Raw genomic sequence first — 16,961 nt, 5'->3', positions numbered from 1 at the left:
GCCACCAGCGAACGTCATCTTCAGGCATACAAGGCTTGAGAGGGTGACATGTCTGGACTCACCGGATGGGTGGACTACGAGCGCGACCTGCGCGCTCACGGTGCCGACATCACATGGGCGGTGGGCACCCTGGCCTGCCGGGGACCCGACGGCGAAGGGACCTGGGCGGGACGGCACGCCGCACTCGGACGGCGTGCGCTGCACACACTCCAAGGAGCCCGCACCGGCCCGGTCAAGGTCATCGAGGACGGCAGGCTGCTCACAGTGGTCTCTCACACCGGAACGGTGCTGAACCACGCCGAGCTGCGCCGGGAGCTCATCGCCCGCGGGCACCGCTTCGTGACCACGGGCGACGGGGAAGTGCTGGCCAGGGCCTACCTCCAGTGGGGGGCCGGCTTCTGCGAACACGTCCTCGGGCCGTTCGCGGCGGCGGTCTGGGACGAGCGCGAGGAGACACTCCTGCTGGCCCGCGACCGCATGGGGGTGCAGCCGCTTTTCTACGCCACCACACCGGCGGGTGTCGTGTTCGGGTCGACGATGACCTCGGTGCTCACCCATTCGCAGGTCTCGTCCACGGTCGACGCGGAGGGGCTCTGCGAGGTGCTGTCCTACGCGGGCACACCGGGCCTCACCCCGTTTCGCGATCTGCGCAAGGTCCGGGCCGGCCATGTGCTGCGCTTCACCCGTAAAGGCACGGAGAGCATCCGATACTGGGGCCTCACCACCAAGCCCCACGACGACGATCTCAAGGAGACCGTCGGGCGGGTGCGCGACCTGCTGCAAGAGGGCGTCCGCCTGCACCTGACCGGTGACGCGCCGCTGTCCGCGATGCTCTCCGGCGGGCTGGACTCCAGCGCGATCAGCGCTCTGGCCTCCGCCGAGCTCCGCCACAAAGGTGAGGGCCGGCTCAGGACCTTCGCCGTGAGCTTCGCCGGCCACGACCACGGGTTCCGGCCGGACGATCAGAGATCCGCACCCGACGCTCCCTATGTGGCCGCGATGGTCGCCTCCCTGGACGCCGACCACACCGAGGTCGTGGTGGACTCCGCCGACCTGATCGACCCCGTCGTCCGCGCCGCCGTACTCCGGGTCAAAGAGCTGCCCACGCCCTTCGGCGACATGAACACCTCCGCCTACCTCCTGGCGCGGGCCGCGAGCGAGCACACCCGCATCACGATGGTCGGCGAGGGCGCGGATCTGATCTTCCAGGGCACCTCCTGGCAGCACGAGCCGGAGATCGCCAGGTCGGGCACCTTCCCCTGGATCGCGGTGGGGCAGCAGCGCGGGCACGCCGCCGGCCTGGGCTGCGGCCTGCTCGACCCGGGACTCCTGCACCGCCTCGACCCCGCGGGCTACGCCCGCAGGCGATTCGCGGAAAGCGGCGCCGAGGTCGAGCACCTCCCGGGCGCGAGCGCCGACGAGCGGCTGATGCGGGAACTCTGCTACGCGAACATGACGCGTTTCGCCGAGAACCAGAACAACCACGTCGAGGCCCTCGGGCAGTCGCTCGGCATGGAGGTGCGGATCCCCTACTGGCATCACCGTCTCGTGGAATACGTCTACAACGCACCGTGGTCCATGCAGACCCACGACGGCAGGGAGAAAAGCCTGCTGCGGTCCGCGGTCGCCGACCTTCTCCCCGACTCCGTGCTCCACCGCCGCAAGTCCCCCTTCCCCGTCATTCAGGACCCCGCCTACGACAAGGGCCTGCGCGCCGAACTCTCCGAACTTCTCGCCGACCAAGCGGCACCGGTCAGGCCGCTGATGGATGTGAAGGCGGTGAAACGGCTCCTCGCCGATCCGGGGAGCCTGGCGGGTGGCTGGCTCAGCAGGACCAACGTCGAACTGCTCCTCCAGCTCGACGCGTGGCTGCGCGGGCACAGCGTGCAATTGGCCGTCTGACATGAATCAGACGGCCCCCGACCCCCGCCGCTGGCTCGCCTTGATCGTGGCCTCGATGGCGGTCTTTATGGACTTCCTCGACGTGACCATCGTCGGCGTCGCCCTCTCGGCCATCCGCGCCGAACTGGGTGCGAGCGACACCGAACTGCAATGGATCCTGGCGGCCTACGCCCTGGCCTTCGCCGCCCTTCTGATCACCGGTGGCAGGCTCGGCGACCTTTACGGCAGACGCCGGGTCTTCGTGGCCGGCGTCTGCGGCTTCACCCTCGCCTCCCTGCTCTGCGCCGTCGCGGGCACCGGCCTGCTGCTGATCCTCGGCCGGGCCTTCCAGGGCGCGATGGCCGCCGCCATGGTGCCGCAGGTGCTGTCGATGGCGCAGGTGCTCTTCAAACCCCAGGAGCGCGCGCTCGCCATCGGCGTATACGGCAGCGTCATCAGCCTGGCCACGGTCAGCGGACCTCTCCTCGGCGGCTTCCTCGTGGACTTCTCGTGGCGTTTGATCTTCTGGATCAACCTGCCCATCGGCGTCCTCACCTGCGCCGGAGCCCTGATCCTGCTCCGCGAGTCCAAGTCGGAGCGTCCCCCGAGGCTCGACCTCGCGGGTGTGGCGATCGTGTCCACGGGGCTGGTGGCGCTGATGTACCCCCTGGTGCAGGGCGGCTCCCTCGGGGGCTCGGTGCTCGCCGGCGTGCTGCTCGGGGTGGGGGGAGCGGCCCTGCTGGCCGGCTTCTTCCTCCACCAGCAGCGCGTCGCCGCCGCGGGAGGCGCCCCGCTGGTGCCGCCCGACCTGTTCGCACTGCGCACCTTCCGCCTCGGTCTCGGCGTCAACACGCTGCTCTATTGCGGCGTCAGTGCCTTCTTCATGACCTTCATGATCCACCTCCAGCAGGGGCTGAACATGTCCGCGCTGGAGTCGGGCCTGATCGCCTTGCCCTGGCCGGTGGGCATTCTCTTGTCCCGGCCGATGATGCGCTACGAACGCAGATTCGGCCCGGCGCTCCTCCGCGCAGGCCCACTGCTGCTGTCGGCCGGCATGGCTTTGCAGTACGCCGCACTGGCCTTCGGGACGCCCGTGTGGTGGCTGCTGCCGGGCCTGCTGATCGGCGGCTTCGGCATGGGCCTGATGGGGCCCATGCTGCTGCACACGGCTCTCGACGGCGTGCCGAGGAGCGTCGCAGGAGCCGCCTCCGGCCTCCTCAACACCGTCGCCCAGATCGGAACCGCACTGGGCGTGGCGCTGCTCGGCGGGCTCTTCTTCACCCTGCTGTCCGGCGGCCCGGCGGCGGGTACGGCGGAAGCCATGGCGGCCGCCTACTGGTATGAGATCGCCCTCTACCTCGTGACGGCGCTGCTGGTGTGGCGCATCCCCCGTCCCACCGTCATGAGCGCGCCCCAGCGGGCGGGCGTCACCTCCTCCAGCGCTTCTTGAGCAGCCGTCGAGATCACGAACACACACTCACCATGCAACGTGCCTAGGAAGGAACGAACTCATGACGACCGCGTACGACACATGGGCCGCGGCGGGCCCGACCCGCAAGTACGAGCAGTGGGTGGGGCACGACAGGCTGCTCTACCTGACCTTCGGCGGGCGGATCACCCAGGTGGTCTACACGCTCGCGAAACTCAACGTCGCCGACACACTGCGGGAGGGCCCTCGAAGCGCGGCCGAGATCGCCGAGATCACAGGCAGCGACCCCGACGCGCTCCTCCAGGTGCTGCGGGCCTCGGCCGCCGTCGGCCTGTTCGAGGAGACACCCGATGAGAAGTTCAGGTTGACCACGGTGTCGCACACACTGCGCACCGACGTGGAGGACAGCCTCCGCGACCTCATCCTCTTCCAGGGCGACGAGCTCCTGTGGCAGCCGCTCGGCCACCTCGACCACACGGTCCGCACGGGCCGCCCCTCCTTCGAGCACGTCTACGGCAGGCCGTTCTACGAGCACCTGACCGCCGACTCCCACGCGGCCGGGCGCTTCGAGAAGGCGATGGTCCAGCGCAGCGAGCTGATGAAGGACCTCTACTCAGACCTCGACTTCACCCCCTTCCACACGATCGCCGACCTCGGCGGCGGACGCGGGCACTTCCTCGCCCGGGTGCTGCAGCGGACCCCCGCCGCCAAGGGCATCCTCTTCGACCGCGCCGCCGTGGCCGCGGAGGCCGTCGCGCTCCTCGCGGAGTACGGCGTGGCCGACCGGACCGAGGTCGTCAGCGGCAGCTTCTTCACCGGCGTCCCGGAAGGCGCCGACGCCTACATCCTGGAGGCGGTGCTGCACGAGTGGCGCGACGACGACGCCGTCGCCATCCTGCGGCAGGTGCGCGCGGCGATCGGCGACCGCCCCGGCGCCCGGGTGTTCATCCTCGACAAGCTCCTCAACGGCCGGCTAAACGCCTTCGACTACGGCAAGCTGCTCTGCCTCGACATGCTGGTCCACACCGGCGGCAGGGACCGGGCCCTCGCCGACTGGCTGCGCCTGATCGACGCGGGCGGCTTCGAGCTCGACGGCGAGCCGCCCTCCCCCGAGCGGTCCCCGTGGGTGGCCTTCGTCTGCAGGCCCAAGTAGACGCCATCTCAAGGAGACGACATGGATCTCGAACTGCAAGGGAAGACCGCCATTGTCACCGGGGGCACCCGGGGCATCGGCAAAGGCATCGTGCTCGCCCTGGCCAGAGCCGGCGTGCATGTCGCCACCTGCTATCGCACCGAAGGCGAGGCGGTGGACAACCTCGCCGCGGAGCTGAAGGAGATCGGCACCCCTTTCCTGCTCGCCAGGGCCGACGTCTCGGTGGAGGCGGAGGTGCGGGACTTCGTCGAGGCGTGCGGGCGCGAGTTCGGCGGCTCGCTCGACCTGCTGGTGCACAACGCCGGCACCATCTCGCACGTGCCTTTCGGTGAGCTGACGCTCGACGAGTGGCATTCCGTGCTCAACACCAGCCTCACCGCGGCCTACCTGCTGGTCAAATTGAGCCTTCCCCTCCTGTCCTCCGGCTCCTCCGTCGTCACGATCGGGTCCAGGGTCGCGACCGTCGGCATCCCGCAGCGCGCGCACTACACCGCGGCGAAGTCCGGCCTCATCGGCCTCAACCGGTCGCTCGCCAAGGAACTCGGGCCGCGGGGCATCCGCTGCAACGTCATAGCGCCCGGCCTGATCGAGACCGAGGCGGCGGCGAAGTTCAGCCCGGAGGAGCGCAAGGTCTACGAGCAGCGCTACCGCGCTCTCATCTCGCTGGGGAAGTTCGGCCGCCCGGCGGACATCGCCAGAGTCGTCCTGTTCCTCGCCAGCGACCTGTCCGCCTATGTGCACGGCGAAACCATCAACGTCGACGGGGGGATCTGATGGCGGCCAGGCAGCCGTTCCGCGTCATGCTCAGACTGCAGATCAAAGGCGGCATGGAGAAGGGGTTCGAGAAGACCTGGCTCGGCGTCGGCGATGTGATCGTCGGCCACCCGGCGAACCTCGGCCAGTGGCTGCTGCGCAGCCACGACGACGACGGTGTCTACTACATCGTCAGCGACTGGACCGACGAGGCGTCGTTCCGGGAGTTCGAGCGGAGCGACGAGCACGTCAAGCACCGCGAGAAACTCCACCCCTACCGCACCGGCGGCTCCATGACCACGATGCGGATCGTGCACCACGTGAAGAAGGCGGTGGCAGCGGCATGAGCGATCGCGGCACCGCCCGGGTGCTGATCTACTATCGGGCCCCCGGCGGCGACTCCGAGGTCATCGAGAAGGCATATCACGAGATCAGCGCTGAAATGGCGGGCACCGCCGGCCTGCTGCGCAACGAACTGATCCGCGACGCCGACGAGCCCGACAGTTTCCTGGTGCTGAGCGAGTGGCAGGACCTCGACGCCTTCCGCCTCTGGGAACGCGGGCCGCAGCATCGCGGCACCACGTCCCCCCTCAGGCAATATCAGGACCGGGACCGGGGCCGTCGGCACTACGGGATCTACCAGGTCGTGGCCGCGTACTAGCAGAGCCGGCCACGGAGCGGCCCGCCGGCCCCCGACGGCCTCCCGGGTGAGGAGGGCCGCTCCACCCCGTCGTTCGCAGCCCAGCATCCAGGGAATCCCCATGGTGACCGAACTACTCGCACTTCTCATCACCGTTGAAAGCGGAATCGTGGCCGGCGTCTTCTTCGCCGTCGCGGTGAGCGTCATCCCGGCGCTGGCGACTATGCCGCCGGGGCGCTACATCGAGGCACACCGGGCGCTGGGAGAGGGCTACCACCCCGTTATGCCGATCATCGTCAACTCCGCGACGCTCGCGGCCGCGGCCTTGATCTTCCTCGCGCCCTCCACCGCCACCCGCTGGATCTTCGCCGTGGTGACGGTCCTGCTCCTCGGCGTGCAGGGCGTCTCACACCTGTGCAACGTGCCGATCAACCGCCGTGCGAAGGCCGTCGATCCCGACAACGTCCCCGACGGCTGGGACGACCCGCGCACGCTGTGGCGCAACTGGCACCTTCTTCGTACGGCACTGGCCTTCCTGCTTCTCGTCGTGAGCACCGTGGCCCTTATCTCTCTGTGATCTTTCCGATGTGCTCGTAGGAGCCGATATGCATTTCCTCTCGCGTCGCCATCTGCTCGGCACCGGAACCCTGGCCGCGGCGGCCCTGCTGTCCCCACCCTCCACGAGCACGCCCGGTCGCGAGGAACCCGATGTGGATCTCATCGTGGACGACGTATCCGGCATCGCCTTCCAGGGACCGGCCGAGGCCAGGCCCGGATACGTGACGTTCAGGGCGTCCACCCCGCCGTCGGGAGTGCGGCGGCTGCGAGACGTGACCCTGCTGCGCATGCGCGAGGGCACGACCATCGAAAGATACGTCGAGCACATCCGCATGGCCTTCGACAGCGACCCCGCCACGCGCAAGGCGGGCCTCACCGGCGTCTTCACACTCGCCCACGCGTACGGCGGAGCCGTCATCAGCGGCACCTCGCGGATGACGTTCACCACCCGGCTGCGCCCCGGGGTGCACTATCTGCTGGACTTCGAAGACGCCGCACACCCCGAGTTCCTCAGCAGAATCCGCACTCTCACCGTCGCCGGACGCCCCCGCCGACGCGAGCACGACCGGGAGGGCGACACCGTGGTGATCTACGAGCGGGACGGAGCCGGCAGGTTCCTCAGCCGTCCGCGGCTGAGGAAAGGCGGACGCATCGTCGTCGTCAACCGCGCCCCGCAGCCCCAGGAAATGGTGCTGGTGCCGGTCCGGCCCGGTACGACCGCACAGGACCTCGCCGCCTATTACGAGGCCCTGAAACGGGGGGAGAGACCGGAGTCCCTGTACATCCGGGGGCCTATGGGCACCGCGCCCCTGTCCCCCGGGGAGACGGTGGAGATCGACCTGGGAGTGTCGCCGGGTGAATACGCACTCGCGTCGTTCCTCAGCGACGCCGACACGATGCGCCCCAGCGCCTGGGAGGGCACCTGGAAACTGGTCCGCGTGGGCCGGTGAACGTGCCTTCAGCTCGCGTGCCCGTCGAAGCGAAGCCGTAGCCAGCACGTAGCATCCGAAATGACCTCATTCCCCTTCGAGAGGAACGGTTCAATGGCTAGTGCTTTCGGCGATCCCGGCTATGTGCACCTGCCCGACCGGCGCCGACTGCACTACGTGAGCCTGGGCGAAGGAAGCCCTGTCGTCGTGCTCGAAAGCCGGACTCGGCGCGAGCCGTACCGAATGGGGCCTCGTGATGCCCGCCCTCGCGGAACACACCCGGGTCGTCGCCTACGACCGGGCCGGACTCGGCCGCAGCGAGCCCAGCCCCACGGCCGCCACGTCCTCGCCGAACACTCCGGCCACATGGTCCCGCAAGATTAACCCGACCTGGTCGTCGCCGAGATCCTCCGGCTCGTCGACGAACCACCCGCCTAACGACGCTAGCAACACTCAAGGGACAGACCAAGATCGCGATATTTGGGGATCAGGAGGTAGTTCGGCACCGGGGAGACGACCAGGGAGCAGGCCACAACAGCAGGCGGTTGACGTTCAAGCTATTTTTTGTCCATAGGTGCCGGGCGCATCCGCGCAACCTGCGATTCTTGCCCTCTGCAAGCCGATCAAAATTGCTGATCTTGTATGGTTGCCCAGTGGTCACTCACCGAGGGCGTTCCACCTCGATGTCGGAGTCGCCCATGCAGCCGACGATTCAACCGACGTTGCACCGGCGCCGACCCGGCGGATCGACACCTCGACAAGGAGAGCGACAGTGACACAGGCGGTGCCGTTTTTGAGCCGTGTCAAAGTGGCGAATTATAGGAGCATTGCCTCGTGTGACGTTTCCTTCATACCTCTAGTGGTGCTGCTCGGCCCGAACGGAGCCGGGAAAAGCAATTTCATCGACGCTCTCCGCTTCGTCGCCGACGCATTGGAAACGACACCCGCCACTGCCGTGACACAGCGCGGTGGACTCACGGAGATCCTCCGCCAGGTTCCCGAGCCGACCGATCATTTCAGTATCGACCTGGAATTCACGATTTCCACTCCGGGCGGAGCCAAGCACGGGGAATACGGCTTCGTGCTTGGCCACGACAGCGGCGCACGCCGCCCCTTCGTGGTCAAATCTGAACGATGCGTTGTCCGCCAGGGCCAGGAGGAAACACGCTTCGACGTCCAGGCCGGGCTCATCGTCGGCGGCGGCGGAATCGAGCGTGACCGCCTGTACTTGCCGGTCGCCGCAGCTCAAGGCTCGTTCACAGAGATTTTTTATGGCTTGCGGGGAATGCTCTTCCATCACTTGGACACTGAAAAGATGAGGGCGTTCCAGTCCGACCAACGAACGGGGCGAATCGGTCCTTCCGGCGAGGACATCGGCACTGTTCTGGGAGAACTCGCCTTCCGGCATCCGGTGTTCAAGTCACGTATCGACGACTACCTCAAAGCGATCGTGCCCGGTGTCGAGGGGATGGACCAACGGGTCTACGGCACCCGCTCGACAGTGGAATTGCGCACGCGACAACGGCGTGAGCCTTTCGGGCCGGACGCCATCTCCGAGGGCACATTGCACGCCGCTGGAGTGCTGGCCGCCCTGTTCCAGCCTGCCGTGTTGGATGCTGAAGCATCACTCATCGCCATCGAGGAACCGGAAACCGCTCTCCATCCCGCCGCGACCGGAGCGATGTTCGACGCCCTTACCGAGGCCAGTGAACGGGTACAGGTCGTCATCACGACCCAGAGCCCTGATCTGCTCGACCACGATGACTTCGACCCTGGCTGGGTGCGGGTGGTGACGATGGAGAACGGTGTCACGTTGATCGGTGACATCGATGACGCCGGCCGCAAGGTCGTGGAGGAAAGGCTTGCCACGTTGGGCGAGCTGATGCGAGGCCGCCAGCTTCGGCCCAGGGGCGCCGAATGAGCCTCCAGATCACGCTCGCATCCGTCGTCTAGGGTTACGGCGAGGTCAGCGCCCTACCCGTGCTGCTTCGACGGATCGCCCAGGCGTCGGAGATCTGGAACCTCCGAATTCTAGAGCCCCATTGTGTGCCCCGCGGCACATTGGTCGCCCCCGGCGGTGTGGAAAACGCTGTGCGGAAGGTCGCTGCCCTCCACGCCATCAGTGCGGGAGGCATCCTCGTGCTCGCCGACTCCGACGACGACTGTCCTGCAGCACTCGGGCCCGAACTTCTGGCGCGCGCACGCCAGGCCCGCGCCGACAAGGCGATCTCTGTGGTGCTCGCACATCGAGAGTTCGAGGCGGTTCTTGGCCGCCGCCGCCTCGATATCAGGATGCCGAGGGCTTGCCGACCCATTGGAACCACCAGTGAACCCAGAAGCCATCCGAGGAGCCAAGGCGTGGCTCGCCGCACGGAAGATCGACGGCACGTCGTATAAAGAGACTGCGGATCAGGCTGCGCTGGCCGGACTTTTCGACCTTGAGCAGGCTCGCAAAACCGCGCCGTCCTTCGAAAAGTTCTGCCGAGACGTGGAGCAATTGCTGCACGCAGGCGGAAGGTGACCATTCCCTGGCCCGCGCCGCCCCTCCGGCCGCTGTTCGCGATGTCGTGTGTGCCTCAATGCCGCGGCATCGTGCAGATCACCGGCGGCGCCGATCGTGTCCATGGGGAACCGGATAGCCTCGGGGGGTGAACAGCGCCGGGCGGTCGAAGGGTGGGGCGGCGGGGTGTCCTTGTGGGCTTTCCGCTGTCTATGACGAGTGCTGCGGCCGGTTTCACCGGGGGCAGGCGGTGCCGACGGCCGAGGCGCTGATGCGGTCCCGGTTCGCGGCGTTCGCGAGGCAGGACGAGGCATATCTCCTGCGCACCTGGCACCCTGCCACGCGCCCCAAGCGGGTCGAGTTCGAGCGGGGCATGCGGTGGGTCACGCTGGAGGTCGAAGAGGTCACCGGTGGGAGCACGTTTCACACCGAGGGCACCGTCACCTTCCGCGCCCACTACGCCTTTCGCGGGCGGCGCGGGAGCATGCACGAACGCAGCCGGTTCACCCGGGACGGGGGCGCCTGGGTCTATGTCGACGGTGACACGCTGAACTGACCGGCTCACTTCATGGCGAAGACCGGCCCCTTCGCCCGGAACGGCAGATGTCCCCCTTGCGGGAGCAGGAACGCGTGCTCACGCCTGATGCGCAGCACGTCGCACTCGCCGTCGGTGATCAGCAGGATCGGCCCGTCCGGCGGAAAGTCGCGCGCCCGCTCCAGCAGGTCGACGCCGGGTTGCAGCACCGTGCCGCCCCGGCCGCGCACGCGCACACGCGACGCGATCTCCTCCACGGGCAGGTAGCCCGCGTCGTAGGCGGTCGCGTCGCAGAAGACGACCCGGGCTCGCGGCACGTCCCTGGCGGCGGCGTAGGAGGCGATCGCGCCCAGCGCCTTGCCCAGCGTCCTCGTGTCCATCGACCCGGACGTGTCGAGCACGACGCCGAAGGTGGCCTGCCGTACCGTCTCCTCCGGACGGACCCACCCAGGGCGTGGAATATCGGGTGTGGCGGCCTGGCGTCGGGAGGCGCGGGCGTAGGAGCGGCGCCTTTCCACCGCCGGCACGTGCTCGTCGAACCAGCGGGCGAGCCGGGCGTCCCAGGGCAGCGGCGGCTGGTCGAGTGCGCGGATCTCCTCCTCCAGCGCGGCGGGCACGTAGCCGCGCCCACCGGCACGGTGGTAGACGAGTCCTTGCGAGAGCGCGTTGCGGTAATAGTCGTCGAGATCGACATAACCCTTGACGTCGCGGGCCGGCCGGTCGAGCATGTCGCCCCGGCCCTGCCCGCGCAGGGTGGCGAGCTTCCGCATCCGCCGCAGGTCCATGACGATCTGGTCATAGACCGCTTCGGCCGACATGCCCGCCAATGACGGATCGTGCAGGAGTCCCTCCGGCATCTCCCCCACCCCCATCTCGACCAGCCACCCGTTGATCACATAGTCACAGGCGACATTCCACACGTACGCCTCACGCCCGCCTACCCGGTCGCCGTGCCGCAGAGCGGCGTGCAGCATCTCGTGAGCGAGCACGAAACGCCACTCATCGGTGCTGAGGTAGATGAGCGGGTTGATGTAGATCTCCGCGGCGTCGGCGCTGACCGCGGCGATCGAGATCTCGAAGGAGCGGGCCAGGTCGGCGTCGGCGACGACGGTCATCCCTGCCGCCAAAGCGCCGAGCAGGGGGTAGGAGGAGACGAACCACCGCAGCGCGACGTCCCACGGCCCGTCGGAGCGCGCGCCGGCGGCGGTGCGCGGTGTGCCCGCGGCCTCCAGCGCCGACGTGGCGGTCTTGGCCACCCCCAGGGCGAAGGAGTGCTCATGGTTGTAGTGCTTGACCACCTCCTCGGCGCTGACGACGAAGTCGGGCGGGCCGAGGGGCGTGAACTCCGAGGGCGGGCCGGACGCGCGCCAGCGCTCGGCGAGCACGGCCTCGGCCTCGGCGGGCAGCTGAGGAGGCAGCGGCGCGGGACTCCGGCCCACCTTCAAGGTGCGCAGGAAACGCTCCACGGCGACACAGCAGGCGGCGTGGTAGGCCGGGGACGGCAGGTTGCCGCGCGTCCAGGCGTCCGCCACCTCGGGGCCGAGGTCGGCGGGTGTGCAGTTGCGCGGGTCGCCGTGCCCGAAGCCGAGGTGAAGCAGCAGGTGGGCGAAGACCCACGCCCACTCGTCGGCCTCCGCCCTGCGGCTCGGGTGGTGTTTGACGTAGCCGTCTCCGCCGACCACGGCCCACGTCTCAGCCGGCAACTCGCCGTCTCCGGCGGCTTCGAGGGCGGTGCCGTACCCCCTGAACAACGAGTGCGTGGAGACCATCGCCCAGCCCTTGCGCACCTCCTGCCGCCACGGATCGGCCTTCTGATTTCTCTTCACGGCGCTCACGACCTGTGGCCGGCGCGTGCCGCCGCCAGGCGCGGCAGGTCGCGGCCGACCTCGACGAGGAACCACGTCGGCAGCACGGGCGCCCCGTGCTCGTCCTCTGCGATGACGAGCTGCGCGCACTCCAGGGAGATCTCGGCCAGCTCCACCAGCAGCGCCTTCGCGCGGAAGGCCAGATCCCGCCCGTGTCTCCCGCCGCCGCGCTTGTCGGCGGGAAGCTCCTTCACGAGCCGCGCCCGGAAGGTCTCCGACAGGAAGTAGAGCAGGTCGCGCTCCTCAGGCCGGCGCGGCCAGGGCGCGTCGCCCTTGATGACCGCGTCGAGGTCGTACGCGTGGCGCACGGTCTTGACGTAGGCCCGGAAAGCCGACGCGTGGGTGGCGGTGAGCGTGCCGAACGCCAGTATGGCGAGGGTCTCGTCGTCGATGCCCTCGCCGTACGAGGTGATGACGTCGGACAGCATGTGCCAGGCACGCGGCGAGGAGAACGCCTCCTCGGTCTTGGGCGGCGCGCTCCACAGGTGGTCGGGCCGCTGTACGAGGTAATCGACGATCCACGGGTGGATGCCATGATCGACCGCCCATTTCAGCCAGTCGTCGACGCTTGCCCGCATGTGCACATGAACAAGGCGGTTGATGAGCGCCGAGGCCATCGGCCGGGCGAGCGCGTTGTCGGTGGCACGGTTACCGGCCCCGATCACGACCGAGCCCTCGGGGAGTTCGTAGGTGCCGATCCTGCGGTCCAGAATCAGCGAGTAGAACGCCTTCTGCACCTCGGGCGACGAGGCGTTGAGCTCGTCGAGGAACAGACAATACGGCTCGTCGCGGGCGATGGACTCCGGCGGGGCGAATCTGCTGCGGCCGTCGCGGAGCTCCGGCACCCCGATGAGGTCCTCGGGGGCGAGTTGGGTGCCGAGGAGGGTGACACACTCAAGTCCCAGCGAGCCGGCGAAGTCCCGCACGAGCGAACTCTTGCCGATGCCGGGCGCCCCCCACAGAAAGACGGGCCGCACCACGGCCACGTGCAGGAGCAACTCGGGAAGCCGCGCCGGGGTGACCGTCATGTTCGCCTGCATGCCCCCAAGGATGACGAAGGGGGCAGATCTCGGCACCTCAATATCGCGGTACGGCGAAGCCGGAAGGGCCCGCGCACCGGGGGCGGTGCGCGGGCCGGTGAGCGGTTAGGGAGTGGTCTTGTCGGGGCGTTCGGTGACCCGGATGCTGTTGACGATGGGGGCGCCGACGCGGGCGGGGAAGCGCAGGTTGAGCTGGCCGTCGGTCACCCGCACCGTGTAGCCGCGGGTGGTGGCGGTGTAGGTGCCGACCTCGTGGGCCAGGTCGAGGAGCGGAACGGCGAGAGCGCCCTCGGCGAGGACGTCGAAGACGCGGCGTCCCGGCCGGGTGTTGCGGAGGTCGGCGAAGCCGAGTTCGACGGTGTAGACACCGTTCGGCACGTTGTCGAAGCGGTATTCGAGCATCGACTCGCGTGCCCGCTTGAACAGGGCCTGCTCGTCGGTGTCCTTGACGGTCCTGGTGGTGCTCCGTACCCGGCTCCGGGGGCCGATGTAGCCGTGGCCGCCGGCGGTGTAGGCCCGGTCGGGGCTCCACCGTTCGCCGAGGGAGTCGACGACCTCGCGGGTGCCGCCGACGTCGACGGCGATCCGGTGCTTGGGCACCGCCAGGGTCACCGGGATCTCCGTGCGGGGTGTCTGGCCGCCGTTCAGCCAGAGTCGCAGTTTCCCGGTGCGGAACTCGCCTTCCGGCACTCCCGCGCTGTCCCCGGTGACGGTCACGGTGGCCGCCGCGCCGGGGGCGAGTTCGCCGGTGTCGGGGGTCACCTTCAGCCAGGTCGCGTCCAGGTCGGTCTTCAGCGCGAAGGTGGCTGCCGCCGTACCGAGGTTGCGGAGGGTGACCTTGCGGCTCTTGGCGGAGCCGGCGGGGGTCACGAACTCGATCTCACTGACGGATGTGCTCACACTGCCGGTGACCAGGGTGGCGTCGGCGCGGGTCCAGGCGCCGGTAGTGACGGTGACGTTCTGGGTGACCGTGCCGTAGTCCTGCTTCTCGATCGTCACCTGGTGGTCGCCCGGCGGCACCTGGCCGACGAAGGTGCCGTCGGCGCCGGTGGTGAAGGTCCCGGCGGTGCCGGCCTTCACGGTGGCCCCGGCGAGGGGTTTGCCGTCGGCGGCGTCGGTGACCTTGCCGGTCAGCAGTCCGTGCCGGCTCGGGGTGAAGGTGATGCTCTGACCGCCGGCTATCGAGTCGGGCCGGTCTTGGGCGAAGACGAAGGCGTCGGTGCCGTCACCGTTCTCCAGGGCCGTGGTGCCGCTGAACTGCACGTCGCCCTTGTAACCGAAGGTGATGGAGCCGTTCTCGTGCAGTGCGATGGAGAAGGAGAAGAACGTCTCCTGCCCTGGCACGGCGGGCATGTGCGCGTCACGCCATTCGATGATGAAGGCGCGGTGGGGCGCCGTGCCGATCGTCGCGGTGTAGGCCCCGGTGTTGGGGTCCATCCTCTGCATGCCCCAGGACGGATAGATCCCCGCGTTGGGCTGCTCCGGCGCGGGCAGGACGGGAAGAAACTGCGGCACGGCGTCGCTCAGGAAACTCAGGCCACCCCTGGAGGTGATCCATCCGCTGCGGTAGACCTTTCCGTAGAACGGGAAGTCGAACGGCAGGCCGATCGGAAGCGACGACGACAGTCCCGGGAACGTGTGCCGTTCGGTGCCCGAGGCGAAGCCGCCCTTCCTGACCACGCAAGTGTGGCCGAAGTCGTCCGTGCGGTTGGGCAGCACGATGTCCTTGGTCACGTCCGCGTTCACGGTGACCGGCAGGTCGGCCGGCCCCACGCAGCGGCCGGGCTGCGGCTTCGCCGTCAGCTTGTAGTCGCCGCCCGGCACGGTCAGCCGGTAGCGTCCCGTCGCGTCGGTGATCACGTTCTCGAAGTGGCCGACCGCCACCTCCACTCCGGCCGCGGGCTCGCCGCCGGCGGTGACGGTGCCGGAGAGGGAGTGTACGGCTTGCGCCGTCATCGCCACGTCCCGCACCGCGGTCTGGCCGGCTTCCACGGCGGCCTCGGCGGTGGCGTCGCCGTACCCGAGTTTGCGCATGGTGACCTGGTAGGTGCCGGTCGCCAGGCGCGGCACGGTGTAGGCACCGTCCCGCCCGGTGTAGACCTTCCTGGCGAGGGGGCCGGTGAGGGTGACGCTCGCGCCGGCGACGGGGGTGCCGCCGGAGGTGACGGTGCCCTTGAGCCCGCCGGTGGGGACGGCGGGGGCGTTGCGGACGGCCTCGTAGGCGTCGAGGCGGCCTTCGCCCCAGACGTTGTTCTCGGCCGCGGTGCCGCCGCAGCTCACGTCGTCGACGTCGGCCGCCGTGCGGTCGAGGAGGGCGCGGGTGGCGGCGACGTCGCCCCGCAGGGCCGGGGAGGCCGACCACAGGAGCGCCACGGCGCCCGAGACGTGGGGCGCCGCCGTCCAGGTGCCGGAGGCCCTGGCGTAGTCCACCTCGAGGTTGTCGATCGCCGAGTAGATGTTCACCCCTGGGGCGGCGATGTCCGGCTTGGTCTCACCGTTCGCGCCGGGACCCCGCCCGGAAACGGGAGCGATCGCGCCGGCCTCGTCGAACGCGCCCACGACGTAGGCGTTGGGGCCGAGACCGGGGGATGCGCCGGTGTTGCACGCCGGCCCCTTGCTGCCCCCGGCGAAGACGGGGAAGATGCCGGCCGCGACCCAGGCGTCGACCACCGGGGCGAAGTACGGGTCGATGTCACGCCAGGACCACGAGTTGTTGACGATGTCGGGAGCGAGATCGGGGCGGGGGTTCTGCCCGTTGTAGTCGGTGGGGGCGAGCATCCACTGCCCGGCGGCGAGCAGCGAGGACAGCGGGCAGCCGTAGGGGCCGCACGCCTTGGCCGCGATCCACTTGGCACCGGGGGCGACGCCGACTTCGCGCCACCTGTCCTGGCCGACCATGATGCCCATGCTGAAGGTGCCGTAGCTGTTGTAGTCGCACGGCGTATGGCAGTCGTCCAGAGGGGCGAACCAGTTGTAGTCGTGAGGATTCGCCGTCTGAGACCACCCTTCCCCGCGGTATTGATTGGTGAGGCCGTAGTGGCTCCCCTTCACACCGGCGTCGATCGAGCCCACGACGATGCCCTCACCGCGGGTGCCGAACTCGCTCCACACCCTTCGGGCGCCTATGCGATCGAGGTTCCAGTCGATCGCGTTGGGCGTCGGCTGTGTCTTCGCCTCCGGAGTGAAGGTTATGGGGGGCAGGGTGTAGACCGTGTCCGGCCTGACCCGCTCGACCTGCGGCAGTTCGGCGATCTCGGCGGCGAGACCGGCGTCGCCGGTCACCTTGACCGCGTTGGCGATCCAGTAGGGAGTGAAATCCGCCTTGCGTGAGGTGAGCAGGCTACGGAGATCGGCCTGACTCTTGGCGGCATGAGCGGACTTGGTCTTCAGGACACGGGCGCCCTTGTCGGCCTTGGTCGTGGCCGTGGCGGCGGTCTTGAGGTCGGCGCCCTCCTTCAGGTGCACGATGAAGGAAGTGGCGGGCTTCTTGGCGAACTCCGCGAGAAGCGCCTTGTCCACCTTGTCGGGGGTCGGTGCGGCCTGGGCCACACTCTGGGGCAGCAGGAACGCGAGGGCTGTGGCGGCGCCGAGCAGAGCCCTCCGCCAACGCCTGGACGAACGAGACATGCGGTCTCCTTCAAACCGGGGAGATGTCCACCGGGAAATCCGGGCCCCGTC

At 68.8% G+C, this 16,961-nt stretch carries 15 protein-coding genes; 11 read left to right on the top strand and 4 right to left on the bottom strand.

Annotated features, from left to right (window positions below; all coding sequences use genetic code 11):
* The first annotated feature begins 48 nt into the window (after positions 1 to 48).
* From asnB to Ssi02_RS25705, 8 genes are all read left to right on the top strand, one after another.
* Positions 49 to 1,902, top strand: coding sequence for an asparagine synthase (glutamine-hydrolyzing) (gene asnB, locus Ssi02_RS25740; protein WP_204030108.1), 1,854 nt, complete (start codon positions 49 to 51; stop codon positions 1,900 to 1,902).
* A 1-nt stretch (position 1,903) separates the two neighbouring features.
* Positions 1,904 to 3,331: an MFS transporter gene (locus Ssi02_RS25735; RefSeq protein WP_204030107.1), complete on the top strand. Its 1,428-nt coding sequence runs from the start codon at positions 1,904 to 1,906 to the stop codon at positions 3,329 to 3,331.
* Between the two features lie 61 nt (positions 3,332 to 3,392).
* Positions 3,393 to 4,463: a methyltransferase gene (locus Ssi02_RS25730; RefSeq protein WP_204030106.1), complete on the top strand. Its 1,071-nt coding sequence runs from the start codon at positions 3,393 to 3,395 to the stop codon at positions 4,461 to 4,463.
* Between the two features lie 21 nt (positions 4,464 to 4,484).
* Positions 4,485 to 5,237 (top strand): SDR family NAD(P)-dependent oxidoreductase, encoded by a 753-nt coding sequence (locus Ssi02_RS25725; protein ID WP_204030105.1) that lies wholly within the window; start codon positions 4,485 to 4,487, stop codon positions 5,235 to 5,237.
* On the top strand, positions 5,237 to 5,563 hold the full coding sequence (locus tag Ssi02_RS25720) for an antibiotic biosynthesis monooxygenase family protein (protein WP_204030104.1): 327 nt from the start codon (positions 5,237 to 5,239) through the stop codon (positions 5,561 to 5,563). Before Ssi02_RS25725 ends, Ssi02_RS25720 begins: the two co-directional genes overlap by 1 nt.
* The gene (locus Ssi02_RS25715) at positions 5,560 to 5,877 is read left to right on the top strand and encodes an antibiotic biosynthesis monooxygenase family protein (protein ID WP_204030103.1); all 318 of its coding nucleotides are present in this window, start codon (positions 5,560 to 5,562) and stop codon (positions 5,875 to 5,877) included. Before Ssi02_RS25720 ends, Ssi02_RS25715 begins: the two co-directional genes overlap by 4 nt.
* Before the next feature lie 100 nt (positions 5,878 to 5,977).
* Entirely contained in the window at positions 5,978 to 6,433 is a 456-nt protein-coding gene (locus Ssi02_RS25710) for an anthrone oxygenase family protein (RefSeq protein WP_204030102.1), read from the top strand.
* A 28-nt stretch (positions 6,434 to 6,461) separates the two neighbouring features.
* Entirely contained in the window at positions 6,462 to 7,364 is a 903-nt protein-coding gene (locus tag Ssi02_RS25705) for a hypothetical protein (protein ID WP_204030100.1), read from the top strand.
* Between the two features lie 270 nt (positions 7,365 to 7,634).
* Here the strand turns inward: Ssi02_RS25705 and Ssi02_RS25700 are convergent, their stop codons facing one another.
* Positions 7,635 to 7,793, bottom strand: coding sequence for a hypothetical protein (locus Ssi02_RS25700; protein ID WP_204030099.1), 159 nt, complete (start codon positions 7,791 to 7,793; stop codon positions 7,635 to 7,637).
* 322 nt (positions 7,794 to 8,115) lie between these two features.
* Here Ssi02_RS25700 and Ssi02_RS25695 point away from each other — a divergent pair, with 322 nt between their 5' ends.
* The 3 genes from Ssi02_RS25695 (at position 8,116) to Ssi02_RS25685 (ending at position 10,399) form a co-directional block, all read left to right on the top strand.
* Positions 8,116 to 9,264 carry an AAA family ATPase gene (locus tag Ssi02_RS25695; protein ID WP_204030098.1) on the top strand — a complete coding sequence of 383 codons (1,149 nt, stop codon included), beginning with the start codon at positions 8,116 to 8,118 and terminating at the stop codon, positions 9,262 to 9,264.
* A gap of 405 nt (positions 9,265 to 9,669) precedes the next feature.
* A complete protein-coding gene (locus Ssi02_RS25690) occupies positions 9,670 to 9,864 on the top strand; it encodes a hypothetical protein (protein ID WP_204030097.1) in 195 nt (64 codons plus the stop codon).
* 229 nt (positions 9,865 to 10,093) lie between these two features.
* On the top strand, positions 10,094 to 10,399 hold the full coding sequence (locus Ssi02_RS25685; protein ID WP_307825786.1) for a YchJ family protein: 306 nt from the start codon (positions 10,094 to 10,096) through the stop codon (positions 10,397 to 10,399).
* A 5-nt stretch (positions 10,400 to 10,404) separates the two neighbouring features.
* On the opposite strand, the gene Ssi02_RS25680 is transcribed toward Ssi02_RS25685, so the two are convergent.
* From Ssi02_RS25680 to Ssi02_RS25670, 3 genes are all read right to left on the bottom strand, one after another.
* The gene (locus Ssi02_RS25680; protein ID WP_239129671.1) at positions 10,405 to 12,204 is read right to left on the bottom strand and encodes a vWA domain-containing protein; all 1,800 of its coding nucleotides are present in this window, start codon (positions 12,202 to 12,204) and stop codon (positions 10,405 to 10,407) included.
* 5 nt (positions 12,205 to 12,209) lie between these two features.
* Positions 12,210 to 13,283, bottom strand: coding sequence for an AAA family ATPase (locus Ssi02_RS25675; protein ID WP_204030175.1), 1,074 nt, complete (start codon positions 13,281 to 13,283; stop codon positions 12,210 to 12,212).
* A gap of 105 nt (positions 13,284 to 13,388) precedes the next feature.
* On the bottom strand, positions 13,389 to 16,910 hold the full coding sequence (locus tag Ssi02_RS25670; RefSeq protein WP_204030096.1) for a carboxypeptidase regulatory-like domain-containing protein: 3,522 nt from the start codon (positions 16,908 to 16,910) through the stop codon (positions 13,389 to 13,391).
* Positions 16,911 to 16,961: the final 51 nt, after the last annotated feature.

Source organism: Sinosporangium siamense (genome assembly GCF_016863435.1).
GTDB lineage: Bacteria > Actinomycetota > Actinomycetes > Streptosporangiales > Streptosporangiaceae > Sinosporangium > Sinosporangium siamense.
The sequence above is the reverse complement of the archived record's forward strand: the minus strand, read 5'-3'. Positions and strand labels throughout refer to the sequence as shown.

Coding starts and splice junctions, on each gene's coding strand:
- asnB (WP_204030108.1), top strand. CDS start 49: ATGTCTGGACTCACCGGATGGGTGGACTACGAGCGCGACCTGCGCGCT.
- Ssi02_RS25735 (WP_204030107.1), top strand. CDS start 1,904: ATGAATCAGACGGCCCCCGACCCCCGCCGCTGGCTCGCCTTGATCGTG.
- Ssi02_RS25730 (WP_204030106.1), top strand. CDS start 3,393: ATGACGACCGCGTACGACACATGGGCCGCGGCGGGCCCGACCCGCAAG.
- Ssi02_RS25725 (WP_204030105.1), top strand. CDS start 4,485: ATGGATCTCGAACTGCAAGGGAAGACCGCCATTGTCACCGGGGGCACC.
- Ssi02_RS25720 (WP_204030104.1), top strand. CDS start 5,237: ATGGCGGCCAGGCAGCCGTTCCGCGTCATGCTCAGACTGCAGATCAAA.
- Ssi02_RS25715 (WP_204030103.1), top strand. CDS start 5,560: ATGAGCGATCGCGGCACCGCCCGGGTGCTGATCTACTATCGGGCCCCC.
- Ssi02_RS25710 (WP_204030102.1), top strand. CDS start 5,978: ATGGTGACCGAACTACTCGCACTTCTCATCACCGTTGAAAGCGGAATC.
- Ssi02_RS25705 (WP_204030100.1), top strand. CDS start 6,462: ATGCATTTCCTCTCGCGTCGCCATCTGCTCGGCACCGGAACCCTGGCC.
- Ssi02_RS25675 (WP_204030175.1), bottom strand. CDS start 13,283: ATGCAGGCGAACATGACGGTCACCCCGGCGCGGCTTCCCGAGTTGCTC.
- Ssi02_RS25670 (WP_204030096.1), bottom strand. CDS start 16,910: ATGTCTCGTTCGTCCAGGCGTTGGCGGAGGGCTCTGCTCGGCGCCGCC.